Origin of the sequence: Sinobacterium caligoides (assembly GCF_003752585.1) — a bacterium.
Classification (GTDB): domain Bacteria; phylum Pseudomonadota; class Gammaproteobacteria; order Pseudomonadales; family Sinobacteriaceae; genus Sinobacterium; species Sinobacterium caligoides.
The window spans coordinates 189,819-206,918 of the sequence record NZ_RKHR01000006.1 but is presented as its reverse complement, the minus strand read 5'-3'; the positions used below and the strand labels follow the sequence as shown (position 1 = coordinate 206,918).

At 51.0% G+C, this 17,100-nt stretch carries 19 protein-coding genes; 12 read left to right on the top strand and 7 right to left on the bottom strand.

Annotated elements, in window-relative coordinates:
• Positions 1–6: 6 nt before the first annotated feature.
• On the bottom strand, positions 7–555 hold the full coding sequence (locus EDC56_RS15850; protein WP_123713550.1) for a gamma carbonic anhydrase family protein: 549 nt from the start codon (positions 553–555) through the stop codon (positions 7–9).
• Positions 556–696: 141 nt separating this feature from the next.
• Here EDC56_RS15850 and prlC point away from each other — a divergent pair, with 141 nt between their 5' ends.
• Both prlC and EDC56_RS15840 read left to right on the top strand, forming a co-directional pair.
• Positions 697–2,709 carry an oligopeptidase A gene (prlC, locus tag EDC56_RS15845; protein ID WP_123713549.1) on the top strand — a complete coding sequence of 671 codons (2,013 nt, stop codon included), beginning with the start codon at positions 697–699 and terminating at the stop codon, positions 2,707–2,709.
• A 36-nt stretch (positions 2,710–2,745) separates the two neighbouring features.
• Complete coding sequence (locus EDC56_RS15840) at positions 2,746–3,015, top strand: YheV family putative zinc ribbon protein (RefSeq protein ID WP_123713548.1); 270 nt, start codon at positions 2,746–2,748, stop codon at positions 3,013–3,015.
• Here EDC56_RS15840 and EDC56_RS15835 read toward each other — a convergent pair.
• A complete protein-coding gene (locus EDC56_RS15835) occupies positions 3,012–3,614 on the bottom strand; it encodes a hypothetical protein (RefSeq protein WP_123713547.1) in 603 nt (200 codons plus the stop codon). The two genes, EDC56_RS15840 and EDC56_RS15835, sit on opposite strands and share 4 nt — an antisense overlap.
• Before the next feature lie 672 nt (positions 3,615–4,286).
• On the opposite strand from EDC56_RS15835, the gene coxB reads away from it, so the two are divergent.
• From coxB to EDC56_RS15815, 4 genes are read left to right on the top strand one after another with little or no spacing between them, the layout of a single operon-like run.
• Positions 4,287–5,438 (top strand): cytochrome c oxidase subunit II, encoded by a 1,152-nt coding sequence (gene coxB, locus EDC56_RS15830; protein WP_123713546.1) that lies wholly within the window; start codon positions 4,287–4,289, stop codon positions 5,436–5,438.
• Between the two features lie 12 nt (positions 5,439–5,450).
• Positions 5,451–7,013: a cytochrome c oxidase subunit I gene (ctaD, locus tag EDC56_RS15825; RefSeq protein WP_123713545.1), complete on the top strand. Its 1,563-nt coding sequence runs from the start codon at positions 5,451–5,453 to the stop codon at positions 7,011–7,013.
• Between the two features lie 8 nt (positions 7,014–7,021).
• Positions 7,022–7,576, top strand: coding sequence for a cytochrome c oxidase assembly protein (locus tag EDC56_RS15820; RefSeq protein WP_123713544.1), 555 nt, complete (start codon positions 7,022–7,024; stop codon positions 7,574–7,576).
• A gap of 23 nt (positions 7,577–7,599) precedes the next feature.
• Complete coding sequence (locus EDC56_RS15815) at positions 7,600–8,553, top strand: cytochrome c oxidase subunit 3 (RefSeq protein ID WP_123713543.1); 954 nt, start codon at positions 7,600–7,602, stop codon at positions 8,551–8,553.
• Positions 8,554–8,587: 34 nt separating this feature from the next.
• On the opposite strand, the gene EDC56_RS15810 is transcribed toward EDC56_RS15815, so the two are convergent.
• Positions 8,588–8,794: a twin transmembrane helix small protein gene (locus EDC56_RS15810; RefSeq protein WP_123713542.1), complete on the bottom strand. Its 207-nt coding sequence runs from the start codon at positions 8,792–8,794 to the stop codon at positions 8,588–8,590.
• 121 nt (positions 8,795–8,915) lie between these two features.
• Between EDC56_RS15810 and EDC56_RS15805 the strand changes: the two genes are divergently transcribed.
• The 5 genes from EDC56_RS15805 to EDC56_RS15785 are packed head-to-tail and all read left to right on the top strand — an operon-like array spanning position 8,916 to position 12,951.
• Complete coding sequence (locus tag EDC56_RS15805; RefSeq protein ID WP_123713541.1) at positions 8,916–9,713, top strand: SURF1 family protein; 798 nt, start codon at positions 8,916–8,918, stop codon at positions 9,711–9,713.
• Entirely contained in the window at positions 9,703–10,296 is a 594-nt protein-coding gene (locus tag EDC56_RS15800) for a hypothetical protein (protein ID WP_123713540.1), read from the top strand. Before EDC56_RS15805 ends, EDC56_RS15800 begins: the two co-directional genes overlap by 11 nt.
• A 44-nt stretch (positions 10,297–10,340) precedes the next feature.
• The gene (locus tag EDC56_RS15795; RefSeq protein ID WP_123713539.1) at positions 10,341–11,369 is read left to right on the top strand and encodes a COX15/CtaA family protein; all 1,029 of its coding nucleotides are present in this window, start codon (positions 10,341–10,343) and stop codon (positions 11,367–11,369) included.
• Positions 11,366–12,289, top strand: a complete 924-nt coding sequence (cyoE, locus tag EDC56_RS15790) for a heme o synthase (RefSeq protein ID WP_123713538.1) — start codon at positions 11,366–11,368, stop codon at positions 12,287–12,289. Before EDC56_RS15795 ends, cyoE begins: the two co-directional genes overlap by 4 nt.
• Positions 12,286–12,951: an SCO family protein gene (locus EDC56_RS15785; RefSeq protein WP_162844216.1), complete on the top strand. Its 666-nt coding sequence runs from the start codon at positions 12,286–12,288 to the stop codon at positions 12,949–12,951. The genes cyoE and EDC56_RS15785 overlap by 4 nt, the downstream gene beginning before the upstream one ends.
• Positions 12,952–12,956: 5 nt before the next feature.
• Here the strand turns inward: EDC56_RS15785 and znuB are convergent, their stop codons facing one another.
• Genes znuB through EDC56_RS15770 form a run of 3 tightly spaced genes read right to left on the bottom strand, consistent with a single transcriptional unit; the run spans position 12,957 to position 14,981 of the window.
• Positions 12,957–13,742 carry a zinc ABC transporter permease subunit ZnuB gene (znuB, locus tag EDC56_RS15780; RefSeq protein ID WP_123713536.1) on the bottom strand — a complete coding sequence of 262 codons (786 nt, stop codon included), beginning with the start codon at positions 13,740–13,742 and terminating at the stop codon, positions 12,957–12,959.
• Positions 13,735–14,493 carry a zinc ABC transporter ATP-binding protein ZnuC gene (gene znuC, locus EDC56_RS15775; protein WP_123713535.1) on the bottom strand — a complete coding sequence of 253 codons (759 nt, stop codon included), beginning with the start codon at positions 14,491–14,493 and terminating at the stop codon, positions 13,735–13,737. Before znuC ends, znuB begins: the two co-directional genes overlap by 8 nt.
• Positions 14,490–14,981, bottom strand: coding sequence for a Fur family transcriptional regulator (locus EDC56_RS15770; protein WP_123713534.1), 492 nt, complete (start codon positions 14,979–14,981; stop codon positions 14,490–14,492). The genes znuC and EDC56_RS15770 overlap by 4 nt, the downstream gene beginning before the upstream one ends.
• A 66-nt stretch (positions 14,982–15,047) precedes the next feature.
• On the opposite strand from EDC56_RS15770, the gene EDC56_RS15765 reads away from it, so the two are divergent.
• On the top strand, positions 15,048–15,896 hold the full coding sequence (locus EDC56_RS15765) for a metal ABC transporter solute-binding protein, Zn/Mn family (RefSeq protein WP_123713533.1): 849 nt from the start codon (positions 15,048–15,050) through the stop codon (positions 15,894–15,896).
• A gap of 71 nt (positions 15,897–15,967) precedes the next feature.
• Here the strand turns inward: EDC56_RS15765 and EDC56_RS15760 are convergent, their stop codons facing one another.
• A complete protein-coding gene (locus EDC56_RS15760) occupies positions 15,968–16,945 on the bottom strand; it encodes a homoserine kinase (protein ID WP_123713532.1) in 978 nt (325 codons plus the stop codon).
• Positions 16,946–17,100 lie beyond the last annotated feature (155 nt).

The window sequence follows — 17,100 nt, the reverse complement described above, 5'->3', positions numbered from 1 at the left end:
TATAACCTAGGCTGATGGTTCAGCCAGGTATTGGTTTTTTAATTTGACGTAGTTGCCGGCGCTGTAAGTGAAGTAGCTGAGCTCTTTCTCGCTGAGTGGCCGCACCTGCTTGGCGGGGCTGCCTATGTACAAGTAGCCGCTCTCGAGCGTCTTGTTCGGCGGCACTAAGGTGTTGGCGCCGATGACGACTTTGTCTTCGACGACGGCACCGTCGAGGACGATGCTGCCGATGCCGATCAACACCTCGTTGCCGATTGTGCAGCCATGCAGCGTCACCTTGTGGCCGATGATGACATCATCGCCGATGTGTAGTGGGTAGCCATCGGGGTTATAATCGCTGGCGTGGGTAATGTGCAAGACGCAGCCATCCTGCACGCTGGTGCGTTGGCCGATGCGAATGCGGTGCATGTCGCCGCGAATCAGTGCGAAGGGCCAGACCGAACTATCGTCACCGATCTCGACATCGCCGATGATGACGGCGCTGTCGTCAACGAAGACGCCTGTGCCGAGTTTTGCCTGCTGGCCCTGGAAGCTGCGAATATTATTCTCGGACATTTGACTGCACTACCTTTGAATATGAGTAATCGTACCAATATTTTACCTATAACATGTCGATACGTCTAAATCTCACTCGGGCATCGCTGAAAATAGCGGCACTTAAATGAGTGATCATGCAGAAGCAACAAGGATACTAATGTGAATAAATTATCGCTGCCGGTTTTCTCCGCCATTGAGATTGAAAAGATTGTTCCCGAACTGGAGCAGCGGCTTGCCGATAGCCGCAAAGCTATTGAGGTACTATTGTCGCAGCCAGCACCTTATAGCTGGCAGAACCTTGCGGAGCCGATGGAGGCGATCGATGAGGCGTTGAGTCAGTTCTGGGCGCCGATCAGCCATCTTAATGGCGTGCAAAATAGCGACGCGATGCGCGATGCCTACAACGCCTCACTGCCATTACTGACCGCCTATACCACCGAATTGGGGCAGAACCGTGCACTCTGTGATGCCTATCAGAGTATTGCCGGTAGTGATGAATACGCGCAGTTGAGCACGGCCCAACGCAAAGCGATCGACAATGCGCTGCGTGACTTTAAGCTCAGCGGTGTTGCCCTCGACGATGCGGAGCAGGCACTGTACGCCGATTATCAGCAGAAGCTATCTGAGCTCTCGACTAAATACGCCAATAATGTGCTCGATGCGACGGAGGGCTGGCATTGTCACGTCACCGAGGAAGATGAGCTCGCCGGCGTGCCGGAGATGGTCAAGCAGATGTACGCCGAGCAGGCGGCGGCGAAAGACTTGTCGGGCTGGCTGATCACGCTGGAGATACCGAGTTATCTACCGCTGATGCAATATGCGGATAACCGGGCGCTGCGTGAGCAGATGTACACCGCTTTTACCACGCGTGCCTCAGATCAGGGGCCGACAGCGGGGCAGTGGGATAACAGTGCGTTGATGGATGAAATCTTGGTGTTACGCAGTAAACAGGCCAAGCTACTGGGCTTTAACAATTATGCGGAGTGCTCGTTGGCCACCAAGATGGCGGAGACACCGGCCCAGGTGGTGGAGTTTCTTACGCAGCTGGCCGAACAGTCACTGCCGGTGGCGAAGGCCGACTTTGCCCAGTTACAGGCGTTTTGTCAGCGTGAGTATGGCGTTGCAGATCTGCAGGCTTGGGATGTGCCCTACTACAGTGAAAAGCTGCAGCAGCAGGAGTATGCCTTCGATCAGGAGCAACTGCGCCCCTATTTCCCCGCCGACAAGGTGATTGAGGGTCTATTAAAAGTCACTTCTCAGTTATTTGGCATCGACTTTGCCGAACAGCATGAGTTTGATCGCTATCACGAGGATGTAAAGCTCTACAGCGTGCTGCAAGACGGTGAGGTGATTGCACAATTTTACTTCGACCTCTATGCACGCAGCGGCAAGCGTGGCGGCGCCTGGATGGCGGACTGTCGCGCGCGTCGCCGCGCAGCCGATGGTAGTTTGCAGTTACCGGTCGCCTTCCTCACCTGTAACTTCACTAGCCCCACCGCCGATACCCCTTCGTTGTTGACCCATAATGAGGTTACGACGCTGTTCCATGAATTTGGTCACGGCCTGCATCACATGTTGACCCAGGTTGAGGTGGCGGCGGTGTCGGGTATCAGCGGTGTTGCTTGGGACGCGGTTGAGCTGCCCAGCCAATTTTTGGAGAACTGGTGTTGGGAACCGACGGTGATACCGATGATCTCGGGACACTACCAGACCGGTGAGGCGCTGCCGCAGGCAGAGCTCGAGAAGATGTTGGCGGCGAAGAACTTTCAGTCCGGCATGCAGATGGTGCGCCAGATTGAATTTGCTCTGTTCGATATGTCGATTCACCAGTGCGATGGAACGGTCGATATTCAGGCCGAATTGAATGCGGTGCGGGCCAAGGTGGCAGTGATACCGGCGGCAGAATTTAATCGCTTCCAGCATGGTTTTAGTCATATATTTGCCGGCGGTTACTGTGCCGGTTACTTCTCATATAAGTGGGCGGAAGTGTTGTCCGCCGACGCCTTCTCGCTGTTCGAGGAGAAAGGTATTTTCGACCAAGCCACGGGGCAGCAATTTCAACAAACGGTGTTACAGCGGGGCGGTAGCGAGGATGCGATGGCGATCTTTGTTGCCTTCCGTGGACGTAAGCCTGAGACGGCGGCGCTGTTGCGACACAGCGGTATCTGTTAGTTTGGGTGTTGTACACGGTGATAGAACGGAGCTGGTATGAAGAAAATGGTTAAACGCTTTGTCGCGGGCGCGGTCTGTCCGCGCTGCAGCGAAATGGACAAAATTAAGAGCTGGAATGACGACGAGGGCCAACATAGAGAGTGTGTCAGCTGTGGTTATAGCGATGTGATGAACGATCAGGTAGCGCAGCAGGAAGTCGATACTCGGGTGAATCAGTCACGCCCGGGAGAGCAGCCGCTAGCGCATGAAGACGAGGTGCAGGTGGTCCAGTTGATGGACCCGGGCTCCATGCGCAAGGACCATTAGCAGGCAATCTCGTTAGCCTTGTTTGGGGGGGATTCGTTGGCGGCGAAAAGTCGCAACTGCAAGTCATAGAAACAATTGGTTGCTTTGCTTTGGCCAACGACAGCGCTGCCTAGCGATAATGAAGCGCTGGTTGTGACGAGTTCGCTGGCAATGTCGCTGAGCTTGCAGGCGAACGGATCGCCGATCAAGGTATGTAATAACAAGTTGGGGCGTAGCAGCTCCACCTTGCACAGTTGATGGCCATTTTCAAAAAGCATTTTATCATTGAGCTCTTCGACAACGCGCAGCGCAAAATAGCAGCTGTAGAGTAAGTCGTAGAGCTCTTTTTCTTGTTGGAAAAAAGCCTCGATACTATCGAAAAGTGGTTGGCAGCGCTCGTATAGTAGATGCCCCTTGAGCTGTATGGATGCTTCCTCTAAATAGTGTGTGGTGTGACGTAGGTAATGTGTGATGATGGCTGTGATCGTGGCACTGTCTGCAATATCGAAGTGAGCGTCAATTTGCGCTAGACGATCCTCGATTAAGGTGTTTAGTGCTGATGGTGTGGACGCCGAATCTAAAATAGACTCGATGCGATCGTTAATGAACAACGTATTCATATTATTTCCCAGCTCTAACTAACGTATCCTTTTTTTGCTAGCGTGGAGGAATGGTGGTGTGCGTGGTTTGCATCCTGCAAAGCCATGGCCATAGAGCTAATATATTCTTTTAAGAAGATTTCTCGGCGGCCGATTTTTTTTGTGTAGGCGTCAACATACGAGGATTGGTACCCGGCTAAATTGAAACCATAAAAGCAATCTAGTTGAGCTAGCTAAAATGCGCCAGCCGCATTTAACGTTGCAAACAAAAATACGAGTGATAGGTCACACTTTAATAGTATTGATGACAATGAACATAAGCTTTAGCTAGTGTGAGTCAGCTATTAATCGCATAAAAAATCTTATTTTAATCGCGTAGATGAATAGCTGTTGTGTTGAGAAATAATGCGAATTATAAAGCCTTTGCTATACTCAAAATGATTTTGCCGCACTCGATTGATAAAACAAAGTTAAATGCAGTCGGTTGTGTTGTACGTTGTATTAACCTGAAAGAGGTTGTCCGCTAGTCGTAGCACGAGGTGTTTGCGTCGTATTACTGGCTTGTACTCGTCGTTTTTAGTTTTGATTTATAGAGTGTTTGTTGTTTTTGAATGGCTTTGTTTTTTCTGATGCAGAGGGAGTAGTCATTGGTTGCGAATGAAGTTGATAACAATAAGATGGAGAGAACTAGGTATGTTGTTACGAGCACGTTTACTTCGTTTGCTCGTGCACAGCACGGTAGCATCTGTTGGTAGTACTGCTGCGGTCTTTGCCGAGGAAGCTCAACGCTGGCAAACCAATCTGAGCCCAGGGGTCACGGCTGTCGGCCAGAAAGTTTACGACTTACATATGGATATTTTAATTCTCTGTGTGGTTATTGCTGTGCTGGTTTTTGGTGTGATGCTCTATGCACTCATTGCACACAGGAAATCAACCGGGAGAAAACCCGCGCAGTTTCATGAAAATACCAAGGTGGAAATACTTTGGACTGCTATCCCTGTGGTTATCCTCGTCGCGATGGCATTTCCAGCTACCAGTACATTGATTGAAGTTTACGATAGTAGTGATGCTGAGCTCGACGTCATGGTCACCGGTTATCAGTGGAAGTGGAAGTATGAATATATTACGCCACAGGGGGAGACCGTCAGCTTCTTTAGTGCTATGTCGACGCCGCAGGCGGAGATAAACAATGAGCAAATGAAGAGTGAACACTACTTGCTCGATGTCGATGAGCCACTAGTGATTCCCGTTAATACGAAAGTGAGGCTGTTAATTACCGCCTCTGATGTGATCCATTCATGGTGGGTCCCGGCGCTTTCAGTGAAGCGTGATGCTATCCCCGGTTTTATCAACGAGGCGTGGACTAAGCCTCTAAAAGTCGGTACTTATCGTGGTCAGTGTGCCGAATTATGCGGTCGTGATCATGGTTTTATGCCGATCGAGGTAAAGGTTGTAGAGCAGGGGGATTACCAGCTTTGGTTGGCCGCTAAACAGCAGGAAGCGGGGAAGCTAAAGAGCTTGATGGCGCAGAGCTTTGGCTTGGAAGAAATGGTGCTGCGTGGAGAAAAAATATATAACAGCAGCTGTATGGCTTGTCACGGTGGCGAAGGTGAGGGTGGCTTGGGCAAGGCGATCAGAGGCTCAACGGTCGCTACTGGCGATATGGAAAAACACCTGCGTTTAGTGATTAGCGGCGTGCCGGGAACGGCTATGCAGGCCTTCGGTGGCCAGTTAAACAACCTCGATCTCGCGGCTGTGGTGACTTACCAGCGTAATGCTTGGGGCAATAACATGGGCGATAGTGCCCAGCCGATCGATGTCTATAAGGCGAAAAAAGAACAATAACAGGGAGTCGGTATGAGTGAGCATCAACATGGCCCGCGTCGAGGAATGAGTCGCTGGATTCTAACAACGAATCACAAAGATATCGGTACGCTGTATCTCTGGTTTAGCTTTGCCATGTTTCTCATTGGTGGCAGCTTCGCGATGATTATTCGCGCCGAACTTTTTCAGCCTGGCCTACAGCTGATACAGCCAGAGTTTTTTAATCAGATGACGACGATGCATGGCTTGATCATGGTGTTTGGTGCAATCATGCCGGCTTTCGTCGGGCTGGCGAATTGGTTGATACCGATGATGATTGGCGCGCCCGATATGGCGTTGCCGCGAATGAATAATCTTAGCTTCTGGTTGTTGCCGTTCGCTTTTATTGTGTTGTTATCATCGCTGTTCATGGAGGGGGGAGCGCCTAACTTTGGCTGGACCTTCTATGCGCCGCTATCGACGACTTACGCCCCGCCGAGTGTGACCTTTTTTATTTTTGGTGTACACGTCATGGGCGCCTCGTCGATTATGGGGGCGATTAATATTGTGGCCACGGTGATGAATATGCGCGCGCCAGGCATGGGTTATATGAAGATGCCTATGTTCGTCTGGACCTGGCTGATTACTGCCTTTTTGTTGATCGCAGTGATGCCTGTTTTGGCCGGCGTGGTGACGATGATGCTGATGGATATCCATTTTGGCACATCGTTTTTTAGTGCCGCAGGCGGTGGTGATCCGGTATTGTTTCAGCATATTTTTTGGTTTTTCGGCCATCCTGAGGTTTATATTATTATCTTGCCGGCCTTCGGCGTGGTGTCGCAAATAATTCCGGCTTTCTCGAGAAAACCTTTATTCGGTTATGACTCGATGGTCTATGCAACGGCCTCGATTGCAATTCTCAGCTTTGTTGTCTGGGCGCACCATATGTATACGGTCGGGATGCCGCTTGCTGGCGAATTATTTTTTATGTACGCAACGATGCTCATTGCCGCACCGACAGGGGTAAAAGTCTTTAACTGGATCGCCACCATGTATCGTGGAGCGATAACTTTTGAAACGCCGATGTTGTTTTGTATTGCTTTTGTCTTTCTCTTTACCGTCGGCGGGTTGTCGGGAATTATGCTGGCGTTAGCCTCTAATGATTTTCAGTACCACGACTCTTATTTTGTTGTCGCGCATTTTCATTACACGATGGTGGCAGGTGCAATATTTAGTATGTCGGCAGCTGTCTATTTCTGGCTGCCGAAGTGGACTGGGCGCATGTATAATGAGACCTTGGGTAAGGCGCATTTCTGGGTTTCATTTGTTGGCTTTAATCTAACCTTCTTTCCGCAACATTTCGTTGGTTTGGCGGGTATGCCGCGGCGGATCCCGGATTACGCGTTGCAATTTGCTGACTTTAATATGATCTCGAGCTGCGGCGCCTTCCTCTATGGGGGAGCTCAGTTATTTTTTCTCTATAATGTTATTCACTGCATTGTTGCCGGTAAGAAAACCGATAAGCCCAGGGTTTGGGAGGGCGCTGATGGTCTAGAATGGACGCTACCAACACCTGCCCCCTACCATACCTTTACCGCTCCGCCAGAAATTAAATAGGGGGGATTATGTATAAGCCTAGGCCGACGATCACCGCGTTAAAATTGTCTCTGTTGACGCTGATGATGTTCGCCTTTGGTTTTTTACTTGTGCCAATCTACGACGTAATCTGCGATGTGACTGGGCTCAATGGTAAAACCTCTGGAGAGCGCTATCGTGTGACAAGCACTGCTGTCGATCAGTCGAGAAGCGTTAGAGTGCAGTTGATCACGATGAATAATGACAACATGAGCTGGGAATTTAAGCCGATGCAGCAACAGCTGGTAGTGAACCCAGGTCAGGTTATGGAAACGCAATTCTATGCGAAGAACCCGCGTCAGTTTTCTATGATTGCACAGGCTGTGCCGAGTATTTCGCCAGCAAGGGCAGCGGCCTATTTTCATAAGACAGAATGTTTCTGTTTTAATCAGCAAACACTGCTGGCCGGACAAGATATATACATGCCATTGCGTTTCATTGTTAACCAAGAGTTACCGAAGGACATCACCACAATCACGCTGTCTTATACGTTGTTCGATATAACAAACGGCTTCAACGGCAAGCAAGTGGCCGTGGTCCACTAGCAGGAAGACTGAAGGGGGAATATATGACGGATCATCACGCCGAGGCGTCAGAAACATATTATGTGCCGGAGCAGAGTCGTTTGGCGATCTGCTTAGCCGTGTCGGTCGCGATCATGGTGGTGGGGGTGGCGAACGGTATCAACAGTATTAATCCTAAGTTTGTTGAGACCGCGAGTAGCTATGGCTGGCTAGTGTTTTTTGGCGGTTTGGCGCTTTTTTTGGCGACGTTATTTGCCTGGTTTAGGGTGACCATCATTGAGCAACAACAAGGTCTGAACAGCCGTCAATTAAAGCACTCCTATGTATTGGGTATGCAGTGGTTTATCTTCTCCGAAGTGATGTTCTTTGTCTGCTTCTTTGGCGTACTGTGGTATGCACGGAACTTATCTTTACCATGGCTGGCGGGTGAGGGGGTCGGTGCTCTTACTAATGAGTATTTATGGCGTGGTTTTGAATATAGCTGGCCAATGTCGTCAACACCGCAGGAGGTCGTGGGAATCAGTAATCAGCCAATCGCCAATAATGGTCAGTTTAGTTCGCCGGGAGCAACAGTCGATCCGTGGCATTTACCATTGCTAAACACCTTGCTATTGCTCACCTCCAGTATCACCATTCATGTAGCGCACACCGCCCTGAAGGCAAATAAACGATCGTTATTTAATTTTTGGTTGGCGCTGAGCCTGGTGCTTGGTTTTGCCTTTGTCGCCTTTCAAATCGTCGAGTATGTTGAGGCTTATAACGAACTGGGTTTAACGTTAAGCTCAGGAATCTATGGCTCGACCTTTTTTATTCTCACTGGCTTTCATGGTTTCCATGTTTGTCTTGGTGCGCTGATGTTGGCCGTACAGTGGTTGCGCTCAACAACAAGAGGGGACTTTAGCGCAGAGGAACATTTTGGTTTTGAGGCTTCCTCTTGGTATTGGCATTTTGTCGACGTCGTTTGGTTGGGTTTATTTTTGTTCGTCTATATTTTATAAACAAGGACAAAAATAAGGGGCTGTTATTCGTTGCTTACCAGGGCTGATGAGGCGTTATTTGTCCGCTAAATAAGCCATAGCTGACTAAGACCAGTAGGGTGGCGGCAAGAATAACTCGAACAGATAAAGAGTTTAATGTTCTCTTGCTACTGCCTTTATCTTTCATTAAGTAAAACAGTCCAGAGAATAGGCTGATTAACAGCAAGATAAAGATGATGATTATTGCGGGTTTAATTAGCATTGTTTTACCTTGAACTAGTCAGTTGTTTATTTTATATAATTATAATTTATGACGACTCCACAAATATAACAATAATAATTGAGAAATATTTTATCGTCGTCATCGAAACTAAGGAGCTACGATGGTATCCGATAAGGATATGAGCTTGTCACAATATATTGTGCCTCGATGCAGTATTGTACTCACCGTTACGTTTTTTATTGTTCTGTTGGCGTTGTTATGGCTTGGTTTCTGGCAGTTGGCAAGGGCGGAAGAAAAACAGCAGTTACTTAATCGAGCGAAGATAACCGCTACCGCACGGGTGGAGAATATTACGCATTATTCTGCCTCACGTTTGAGTAAGTTAGCACAGGGGACTCCTATTCTGCTGCAGGGCCGTTACGATGATGAAAAAACCTTTTTACTCGACAATCAAATCAACAAAGGTAAGTTTGGCTACCTAGTGATAACGCCTTTTATAGCGGAATATAGTGGTCAATTATTCCTAGTGGTCAGAGGCTGGGTTGCGGGGAGTTTAGATCGACGAATATTACCCGATATTAGTACGCCTGAACATAAGCTTACGCTCAGGGCAAAGGTGTTGGCAAAGCAAGAGAAGCCTTTCCAGCTAGCACAAATACCGGCAGCAGCATCATGGCCGAAGGTGGTACAGAGTAAGGCTATCGAGTCGTTATCAGCTTATTTATCGACTCCTGTCTATGATCGGCTGTTATGGCAAATGAAACCGGAGGCTGGCTTGCAGATGATTGCTCCTGTGGTGGTAAATATGAGCCCACAGAAGCACCAGGCCTATGCCATGCAGTGGTTTAGCATGTCAGTGCTACTGGCAATTATTTACTTATTAAACACGACAAATCTAAAGCTTTTATTCCCTAGGAAAAAAACTAATACAATTGAAGGTGATGACTATGCAGGCTAGTAAACTATCGGCCGACACCAGGTTTAAACAACGCTCCCATCTGCCGTTGACGATCATCTTATTATTACCTCTGCTGATCATCTCTGCCTCAACGATGGTTTACATGACAGGAGTTGGTATGCCAGAGACAACAAAAAACAGAGGCAAATTAGTCTCGCCGCCAATGCATATAGGGGAACATTTCACTGCGTTAGGGAGTGCGAATGGGGGATCGGCTTTACCCGGAGAAACAGGTCGCTGGAGCCTCCTTTATCAACTTCCTGACAACTGCCTTGAACAGTGTTCTCAGCTGCTTCACTTCATGCGTCAGCTGCATGTTGCAAGCGGCAAGCATGCGGCTAAGTTTGATCGTTATTTGTTGGTGTCAGCTACAAAGGAGCAGTCTTTGATTGCTGAAAGATACCCACGGCTGCTGCAAATAAGTAGTAATTTATCGCTACAAAACCTTACTGCTCCAGCTCACTCTAATAGTATTTTTTATTTAATTGACCCGCAGGGTTTTTTGATGATGAGCTATGATGATGGTCATGTATTGAAAGATTATATTACCGACCTTAAGTTCCTTTTCTCAAATTCTAACTAATATTAACGATATCTCCACGGCATTATAATTAGGGTTTTGTTGGCATGAAAAAAGAAAATAAAATTAATGCTATCGTTGCTTTCGCCTGTTTTTTGACGCTGATGGTTATCATGTTGGGGGCGTTTACTCGCCTTGTGGATGCCGGTCTTGGCTGCCCGGACTGGCCTGGTTGTTATGGGCATTTTAGCTGGCCGAGCAGCGAGCGAGATATTGCCGCAGCTAATGCGGCCTACCCTGAGATGCCTGTTGAGGCGGGTAAACCGTGGCCTGAAATGGTTCATCGTTACTTTGCTAGCAGCCTGGGTATCGTCGTAATTTTAATTTTATTGGCGATTACTACAGCTAAAGATCGGCGTATGCAGCGGCTGGTGAAACATGCGAGGTTATTATTCGCCGTGGTGGTAATACAGGGGGTGTTTGGTATGTGGACGGTTACCTTGAAGCTGTGGCCGCAGGTAGTAACGTTGCACCTACTCGGTGGTTTTATCACCTTGGCGACGTTATGGCTGTTATTGTTGCGCCTGCGTGCGCGGCCATGGCGAGTGAGTAAGGAGACTATTGGGCGCTATAAACCGCTACGCTTACTTGCGGCACTGGCTTTGTTGGTGGTGTTTATGCAAATCGTGTTGGGTGGCTGGACGACATCAAATTATGCGGCGGTTGCCTGCCCTGATTTACCAACTTGTCAGGGGCGCTGGCTACCGACACTGGACTTTCAACAGGGTTTTAATCTTACGCAATCGGTTGGCCCTAACTACCTCGGCGGGGTGATGGACAACGATGCGCGAGTTACGATTCATTTTATGCATCGTATCGGTGCCGTGTTGACGAGTATTGTCGTGATTATGCTGTCTATTCGCCTGTTTCTAACGAGCACCGTTTATGGGCGGCGCTTCGGTGTGCTGCTGTTGTTATTGTTATTTACCCAGCTTTTACTCGGTTTAGCGAATGTCTATTTCCAGTTCCCCGTTTCGGTTGCAGTTTTGCATAACCTCGTAGCGGCTCTACTGTTGGTGGCGATGGTGGGATTGAACTATCAATTGCAGAAAGTCAGAGAGGGAGGATTGGCATGAACAAGCAGGTAGCGGTGAAGCCGTCGGCGGCAGAAAATATTACGGCGGATTATATTGAGCTGTGTAAGCCGAAAGTTGTGTTGTTGTTGGTACTGACGTCATTAATCGGCATGTATATGGCTGTGCCGGGTGCTGTGCCCTGGCAGGTGATTTTATGCGGTAATCTTGGCATTGGTTTGTGTGCCGCCAGTGCCGCGGTGATTAATCATGTGGTCGATACGCGCATCGATCGCCTGATGTCGCGTACCCATAAGCGACCGGTAGTGAGTGGCCGAGTAGGGCCGCGGCAGGCCCTTATTTTCTCGTTGTTGATGGCGGTACTGGGGATGACGCTGTTGGTCGTATGGGTGAATCCGTTGACGGCACTGTTGACGTTCTCTTCGCTGATCGGTTATGCGGTGGTGTATACCATGTTCCTTAAGCATGCGACGCCACAAAATATCGTGATTGGCGGTTTGGCTGGTGCGGCGCCGCCGCTTTTGGGTTGGGTTGCGGTGACGGGGCGAGTCGATGGGCATGGGCTGCTGTTGATGCTGATTATCTTTGCCTGGACGCCACCCCACTTCTGGGCGCTGGCGATTGCCCGCTATGATGATTATGCCCGCGCCGATGTGCCGATGTTGCCGGTGACTCACGGCATTCCCTATACGCGGCTCAGTGTTTTGCTTTATACCGTTATTCTCTTTGTGGTCAGCTTGCTGCCTTTTGTTACTGCGATGAGCGGTCCGCTTTACTTGGCGGCAGCGGTTATTCTCGGCATATTGTTTCTGTATTACGCGCTGCAGGTGTTTTTGGGTGATGATAAGAAATGGCCGATGGCAACCTTTCGTTACTCGATCACCTATCTGACACTGTTGTTTATCCTGATGCTGGTCGATCATCAGTTGTTCCCAATGGCGACGGCAGGGCTCAGCCGATGAAAGCGATGCACAGGGGGGTGAGAAATACCATTGTTGCAGCGCTGCTGTCGATCGTCGTTTTGCTCGGCTTGCTGGTGAATAAGATCTTGGCACCGCGGCTGATGAGCGAAGCGGAATTGCGTAATAATGGGGCTGTGGTGTTGCAGCCGGCCCGTCGCTTCGCACTACAGGGGCTGACGGATCAACACCGAGAGGTCTTTGACCGCAGCCGTCTTGAGGGGCAGTGGTCGCTGGTGTTCTTTGGTTATACCTATTGTCCCGATGTCTGTCCGACGACGTTGGCAACGCTGAAGCGCTTTACCCAGATGATCGAGGGTGAGCGTTTCTCTGAGGACCTGCAGGTGGTGCTGTTGACGGTGGATCCGGCCCGGGATACGCCACAGCAGCTGGCACCCTATATGGCTTATTTTGATGAGCAGTTTATCGCCATTACCGGCGACTTTCTCAATGTCTATCGGACGGCTAATGCCCTCAATGCGGCGTTTAATAAGCGGTTAACGGAGCGTCCGGGAGAATACTGGGTCGATCACAGCGCTAATATAGCGCTGATCAACCCGCGTGGTGATTATCATGCGTTGTTATTACCGCCCTTCGAAGCCGGGAAGTTACGGTTACTCTATCGTTCCATTCGCGCTGAATATGAGTACCGTTACGACAGCTAAGCTGCTTATTGGCGGTTTGGAAGCGCCTGCGTGAGCAGGAATAACAGCGTGGCGGCAGTGACGATAGAGGGGCCTGCGGCACTGTCTGCGGTGGCGGATAGGGTCATGCCTAGTAGTACGGCGATGGCACCGAAGCCGATGGCATAGATGGCCATCTGCTCCGGCGTCTCGGCGAATTTGCGTGCGGTCGCCGCCGGTATGATGAGCAGTGCGGTGATTAGCAGGACACCCACGACCTGCATACCGATGGCAACGATAAGCGCGAGGCAGAGCATTAACAATAGCTCCATGCGCGGTACGTTGATGCCCTCGACACAGGCTAACTCGGGGTGCACTGTGACCGATAACAGCTGTCGCCAGTAGTAACAGAGTAAACCGCCGACGAGGGCGCTGATAGCGCTGATGATATAGAGGTCTGTGGTGTCGACGGCCAGTAGGTCGCCAAAAAGCAGGCCGTTGATATCAATAAATATATTGTCGGATAATGAGAGCAGAACCAGGCCGATAGCGAGCGACCCGTGCGACAGGATTCCGAGCAGGGTATCTAGCGCGATGCGTTTGGAGCGGTTGAGTCGAGTCAGCAACGTCGCCGACAGTAGGCAGTAGGCGACGACGGCGAGCTGGATGTTGATATTGAACCAGATGCCGAAGGCGACGCCGAGCAGTGCAGAGTGGGCGAGGGTGTCACCGAAGTAGGCAATGCGCTTCCAGATGACGAAGCTGCCGAGTGGGCCGGAGATTGCGGTTAAGAGTAGTGCCGCGGTAGTGGCGGTGAGTAGCAGCTCAATCATGGTTACACTCGGAGTGATCGTCGTCGATGATGTCACCATGACTGTCGTGACAGTGATCGTGGTGGTGAGTATAGAGGGCGAGATCCTCACTGTGCTTGCGACCAAACAGCTCCAGATAAGCGGGGTGGCTGCTGACTGACTCGGGGTGGCCGTGGCAGCAGATGTGCTGATTGAGACAGATAACGGTGTCGGTGGCGGCCATCACCAGGTGCAAGTCATGGGAGACCATGATGACGCCGCAGTCGAGTTCATCGCGGAGTGTTTTAATGAGCTGATACAGCTCGATTTGCCCGGTTACATCGACTCCCTGCACGGGCTCGTCAAGCACCAGCAACTGTGGCTGACGCAACAGCGCACGCGCCAACAATACACGCTGCAGTTCTCCGCCACTGATGTTCTGCAGTGGGCTCTGCATGACCTTGCTGGCGCCGGTTCTCTCCAGTGCCGCGCCGATCGCTTGCCGGCTGGCGCCGGCGAGTTTGAGGAAGCGTTCGACGGTAATTGGCAGGTGTGGATTGATTTGCAACTTCTGCGGCATATAGCCGACCACCAGGCCTGGCTTGCGCCAGACGCTGCCGCTGGTCGGTTGACTGAGGTTGAGCAGCAGCCGCAGTAGCGTACTCTTGCCTGCGCCGTTGGGGCCGATGATGGTGGTGATCTCTGAGCGGTTGATGCTCAGTTCGACATCGCTGAGAATCTGTTGCTCGTTGGCGCGAAAGCCGAGCTGCCTGGCCTCGAGTAAGCGCGTCATGTTGCCTGCTGACACTGTTGGCATACACCGAGTACCTCGACGGATTCACTGTGTACTTGGAAGCTGGCTTCGCTGGCACAGCTGGCGATGGCCTGAGAGATCGGTGCACTAGTAATCTCGATGGCGTTCTCGCACTGGCTGCAGATAAAGAAGTGACTGGAGTGACCGCTGCTCGGTGAGCAGCAGCCAATAAAGGCGTTGAGTGAGGTGATGCGATGTGCCAACCCCTCGTCGACTAAGAAGTCGAGGGCACGATAGACCGTCGCAGGGGCGAGGGTCTTGTGAATGCCCGCCGCTTGCTGCGCCTGTTGCATCATCTCTAGCAGGGCATAGGCACCCAGAGGCTTGTGGCTGCCCCAGAGTAGCGTAAGTACTTGCTCGCGTAGGCTGGTGAGCCTGAGTTTACGCTGCTCACAGAGCGCCTTCGCTTCAGCTAGGGCGTCGTGAATACAGTGTTGATGATTGTGTTGCTCAAATGCTAGTGACATAGGGTGTCGCTCGGTTAAACCATTATGTTATAATATCACACTTACTGACTCTTAGAGATAAGCGAAATGATACCTGTGAAAAAGATGAAGCTAATAATGACCGGCGCTGTAGCGCTATTGTCAGTGTTGTCAGCACCCTTATATGCCGATTCGGTGATGACGACGGTAAAGCCGATGGCGATGATTATCAAGGCCGTAGCGCCGCAAGCGGTTGAAGTTAACTACCTCGTACGCGATGGCCATAGCGGGCATCATTATCATATGCGCCCATCGGATCGTAAACTGTTACAGGAAAGCAACTACTTCTTCTGGTTGGGCGCAGAGTTTGAGCCAATCATGCAGAAGGCGGCGGCCGGTTCAAATGCGGTTAACCTGACCAGCTCTTTTGCCACTCAGCCAACGCTGACCAAGGGTGGTAGCCACCTGTGGATGAACCCAATTACGGCGCTGGCGCTGGCGACGGCTGCAGCCGATACCCTGAGCCACGACTACCCACAGTATAAGGATGAGATTGCGCAGCGTCTAGCGAGCTTTAAGCAGCAGATTGCTCAGCTGGATGCTGACCTCAAGAAAGGCTTGGCCGATAGCACGACACGCAACTTTGTCGCCTTGCACGACGCCTACGGTAACCTCTCCGAGCAGTATGGCCTGCACCAGCTAGCGGCATTCTACGGTGAGAATGAGCAGGTCATCGGTGCAGCTAGCCGAGCGGCGCTGAAGCAACAGCTGGATGGAAGCGGTGAGATCTGCGTCTTTACGCAACCACAGTTCAAGCTAAAGCCGGTGCAGACACTACTTGGTGAGCATCAGTTGAAGGTGTTGAAACTCGACCCACTGGCAACCGCACAGCCGATGGAAGCGGGTTACGTCGGCTTCTTTAAGGATGTCTCGCGACAGCTACAGAGCTGTTTCTAACACTCGCTAATACGGGGTGATGATACAAGGCGGCAGCGTTCAACGGTGTCGCCTTTTTTTGTGCGTAGTTGTTATAGCTGCAGACGATACTGCAGGATGCGCTTGTACAGTTCAGGGTCTTTGCTCTGAATCAGTGCGCCGGGACGGTGATCGATGCTGGGCAGGTGGATGGCGACGAGGCGCGAGACCCAGAAGCGGACGGCGGCGGCCTGTAATAGCGCGGGCCAACAATGTTGCTCGTCGGCGCTGCGTGGTCGAACTTCGTCATAGCCATTGAGCATGGCGGTCAATAAGACGTCGTTGAGCTGGCCGTCGGCGTCGCTTACCCAGTCGTTGGCCATCACCGCGAGATCGTAGCTGAGGCGGCCGCTACCGGCACTGTAGAAGTCGAGGATGCCAGACAGTCGTTCGTCGACAAATAGCGCGTTATCGCGGAATAGGTCGGTGTGGATGATGCCCGAAGGTAGCTGATATTGGCGTAGTGTGGCGTTACAGCGCTGCCAGGCCGCTTGTAACAGTTCGGCTTCATCTGCGCTGAGAAAGTTCAGTAATTGTTCGATGTTATGTTCAACCCAGGTGAAATCTTTCGGGCTGTCATGGTGCAGGCTGTGATGATCGAGGGAGACCAGGTGCATCTTCGCCATTGCCTGCCCTGCGGAGTGGGCTTGGGCGAGTGTGGGGGTGTCGAGGTGTCGGCCCTGCAGGCGGGGAAACAGGGCTGCCGGTTTACCTTCGACCTGTTGCAGGTTGTTGCCAAGGTTGTCGACTAGCGCTGCCGCCACGGGGACGCCGGCCTGATCGAGGGCGTGTAACCAGTCGAGGTAAAATTGCACATCGCTGTGCTTCAGTTCCTCGAATACGGTGAGCACAAACTGACGCTCAGTGGCCGTCGAGTTCTCACTGCTGAGCTGTGAGATATCGGTGGTGACGAAGTAGTTGGTGTTCTCGACGCCGTCGCCGATGCCCTGAAAGTCATTGACGGGGCCAACCCCATAGGGGGCGACTAGAGCGCTAATGAAATCAGCTTCTAAAACGGTATAGACGGCCATGTTTACCTCTTTTAGTGTACGGCATCTTGTAGAATGGGCACCGATCTTACACGCACTTAACGTATAATATTAGTCGTAAAAGCCGTAGTTTTAGCTCCGGCTGACTGCCGACGCTGAAATACATCGAGTGGTATCGGTAATCGGTGGCAGACTGT